2 protein-coding genes are annotated in these 3,924 nt (G+C 43.9%); both read right to left on the bottom strand.

The features are described from left to right. Positions 1-1,768: condensation domain-containing protein (locus ABMY45_RS23725; RefSeq protein WP_349289593.1), on the bottom strand; the 1,768-nt coding region annotated here is incomplete at its 3' end. Between the two features lie 279 nt (positions 1,769-2,047). Next, on the bottom strand, positions 2,048-3,924 hold a 1,877-nt coding region (locus ABMY45_RS23730), incomplete at its 5' end, for a non-ribosomal peptide synthetase (RefSeq protein WP_349289594.1).

A 3,924-nucleotide genomic window follows, 5' to 3' on the forward strand; every position in this document is an offset into this window, starting at 1 on the left:
GCAATATCCCTACCGCATCTCCTAGCTGCACTGCTTGATGCTGTAGTTGTCGTGCCAATTGGTTTGCACGTTGGTTGAGCTGACCATAGCTGATACTTTCACTGGCGGTTTCTACCGCCACCGCATCCGGTTGACTCTTTACTTGACGCTCAAACAACTCATGCAATAAACAGCTCGGCACCTCAACATCCTGAGCTGTACTATTCAACTCCGTGAGCAAATAAGACCGCTCTCGCTCACTTAAGAGTTCCAACTCTACTAAGGGCTGCTCCACAGGTTGCGTTAGAAGGTTGTCCAAAACATTACCGAAGTGCCTATCAAATTGAGTTATGGTTTCTTCATTAAATAACTCGGTATCATAGACCCAAGTGAGTTTGCAGCCAGATTCGGACAGGGAAATGCTGATGTCTAAGTCATACTTGGTAGTAATGTTATCTGATAAGACTTCCTCGAACTCCACTCCCTGAAGGGATAGGCTCGGCTTGCTTGACGACTCACCCTGAAACATACTCAGCATCACTTGGAAAATAGGAGTATGCTGCACGCTACGCTCAACTTGGCAATGCTCCACAATCTGCTCAAACGGTAAGTCTTGATAGCTTTGCGCGGCTAAATTGGTATCACGAATATGAGTTAAAAATGCAGCGACAGTATCATGTTTGATAGATGACTTTAAAATTAGGGTATTGACAAAAAAGCCAATTAGCGGTGCCAGTGCTGTGTTTTGTCTATTTGCAAACGGAGTCCCAACAATAAACTCTGATTGGTTACTGTGACGGCAAAGTACAATACTCAGGGCTGCATGAAAAACCATAAAGGGGGTCATTCCATGGCGCATGGCAAAAGCCTCTATAGCCGCAGTAGAATAGCGACTGAACACTCTGGCTCCCTCATTACCTTTGCGCTCTGGGCGAGGATAATCCAAAGGTAAACGATGCAATAACGGAGCACCTGATAACTGCTGTCGCCAGTAACGTAACTGCTCCGCTAAGCGACTTTCTGTTAGCCACTGCCGTTGCCACACAGCAAAGTCAATATATTGGATAGCCAATGGAGTAAGTCTGGTTTCTTGTCCCATTTGCAGCGCTTGATACTCAGCAACAAACTCACGTACAAATATATTCATCGACCAGCCGTCAGAGGCGATGTGATGCATATTAAATAACAGAGTATTTTGGTTATCTGGGCCAACTATAATATAACTCACCCGTAGCATTAGCTCAGTTGCCAAGTCAAAACTCTTTTCTGCATCATATCGGATCAACTCAGCTAATTTACGTTGTTGATACTGTGCCTCAAGTGCAGAAAGATCAATGCGGTTGATCTTAAATTTGAATTCTTGATTTATCTGCTGAAAGGGTTCCCCTTCAACCTCTCCGTAAGTGGTTCGCAATACTTTATGCCGCCAAATCAATTTCTTAATGGCTCGTTCTGCAATATCAACCGAGAAATCACCTGCGACTTTAATCACCTTAGGTATGTTGTATTGTGCACTCTGCCCTTCAAAGCGATCGATAAACCACAGGCGCTGCTGAGCAAAAGAGAGAGGGAAATGACCGTCATGAGATGCCAGCGCAGATATAGTTGACTTAGGATTAATCTCATTCTTTGTTAAAAAATGAATAATTTCTTGTTTGTTTGCCAGTATTTCTTGCTTGAGATTTTCAGGAAATGAAGCAACCGATAATTTATATTTCAGCTGCCCGCCTTCTGTATATAGGTACACACCTGAAGACGTGGCACTTGCAACTAGCTGACTGATACTCATAGATTATTTTCCCTAATAGGCTTTCATTCTTATTATTGAGCATCAAATAAGGCCTGTCTTACGCACGTGTGACTGCGCAGAAAATTTAGACAACCTCCACTACATGAGCTGTTTTCACACTTATTTTGGCGGCTACTCTGTCAACAAGGGGAATCCGGACAAAATATTAACTTTAATAACACTTAGATACTAACATGTTAATTTAAAACAACCAATATTTAACACAATATCATTATTTGGGCAAACTTTAACCCATTGCATTAGGGAAAGAGGGACGAATTACAACGTCCCTTCCTCTATCACAGTGGCTAAACTGGCTTGTCTGTTAAGGTCTCGTATCGTCAGAAGTTGCCGTACTTTCTCAGCTAATGTAGCGATCTCTGGATGAGCGATCAGCTCTGCTAAGCTTAATTCTAGTGACCAATAATCGTTGATTTCAGCCAGTAATTGGATCAGAAGTAATGAATGCCCTCCAAGCTCCATAAAGTGAGCATCAACACTAATTTGTTCGTAGGGAATACTCAAAAGACGTTGCCAAATACCAGCTAGCGCTTGCTCAATCTCATCACGGGGAGCTTTAACCGCAGATTCCACGTTATCAATTTCATAGCTCAGAGCTGCCTTATTAACTTTACCGCTTGGAAGTAACGGCCATTGCTCAACTGTAATGATGGCTGCTGGCACCATAAAGGCAGGTAAGTTAGTGCGTAATTGCGACTTAATGTGGCTAACAAAATCAGGGCCCACCGTTGTTATCGGCTCTATATAAGCAAGCATTCGATTGTGACCTTGACCATCTTTATCTATCTTGATCACCGCTTTGTTAACTTGCTCTAATAGCGCTAATTGACGTTCAACCTCTCTAGGCTCAATGCGATATCCTCGAATTTTTATTTGTTCGTCAGCTCGGCCTAAATATTCAAGCTCACCACTTTCAAGGTAACGCACTAAATCTCCAGTCCGGTAAAGACGTTTACAAGGGGCTAAGTTAGGCAATGTTACAAACCTTTCAGCAGTAAGCTCTGCTCTATTGATGTAACCTTTGGCTACACCATTACCACCAATGTACAACTCTCCTGCAACACCAAAAGGGCAAAGCTGCTGTGATTGATCCAAGATATATAGCTCAGTATTTGGCATTGCCCGCCCAATAGTGATCTGTTCGTTCTCATAAATTTCAGCAATACTGGCGCACACGGTGATTTCGGTTGGGCCGTAGAGATTAAAAACTGGATAATGACATGCCCAACGCCAGCCTAGCTCCTCATCACAAGCCTCTCCACCTACAGCCAAGGCTGCAAAGTTATAATCCTCTCGAAATGGTAGATGAGCAAGATAAGATGGAGTTAGTAATGTATGCGTAATTTTCTGCTGCACGAGATAGCGTGCCATAAGATCTGGGTTTGCTCTTTCCTGCTCGCCACAAATGTGAAGACTTGCGCCCTGCGTCAATGCCCACACCCACTCCAAAACAGAAGCGTCAAAACAGGGGGTTGAAAACTGCAATACACGAGCATTTCGACCTGTAGGTAAGCGTTTTTTCAAGGCTACCGCAAGTTCAGTCACACTTTGATGCGCAATAGCCACTCCTTTTGGATTGCCTGTCGTACCTGAGGTATAGATAATATAAGCTGTATCGCTTAACTTTCCTCTACTTTGACTACAACCCTCTCCCACGACTGTCTGTACAGCATTTGCAACACAAATACGTTCCAAGGCTAAATGCTTAAGATCAGACTCAAGGGGTGAGTCGGTAAGTACACAAGTCGCCTCCGAATCTTGCAACATATACTCAGTTCGAGAAATTGGGTAGCTGGGCTCTAAAGGTAAGTACGTACCTCCCGCTTTTAAAATGGCCAGTATTGCCACCATCATATCTGTCGAACGCCCAACATATACGCCTACGGTATCCCCAACTTGGTATATTGAATTTGCGCACAAATGCTGGCTGACAGCTTCCGCACGTTGGTTGAGCTGACCATAGCTGATACTTTCACTGGCGGTTTCCACTGCCACCGCATCCGGTTGACTCTTTGCTTGACGCTCAAACAACTCATGCAATAAACAGCTCGGCACCTCAACATCCTGAGCTGTACTATTCAACTCCGTGAGCAAATAAGACCGCTCTCGCTCACTTAAAAGCTCAACCTCCGCAA

Origin of the sequence: Pseudoalteromonas sp. XMcav11-Q (assembly GCF_040104525.1) — a bacterium.
Classification (GTDB): Bacteria; Pseudomonadota; Gammaproteobacteria; order Enterobacterales; family Alteromonadaceae; genus Pseudoalteromonas.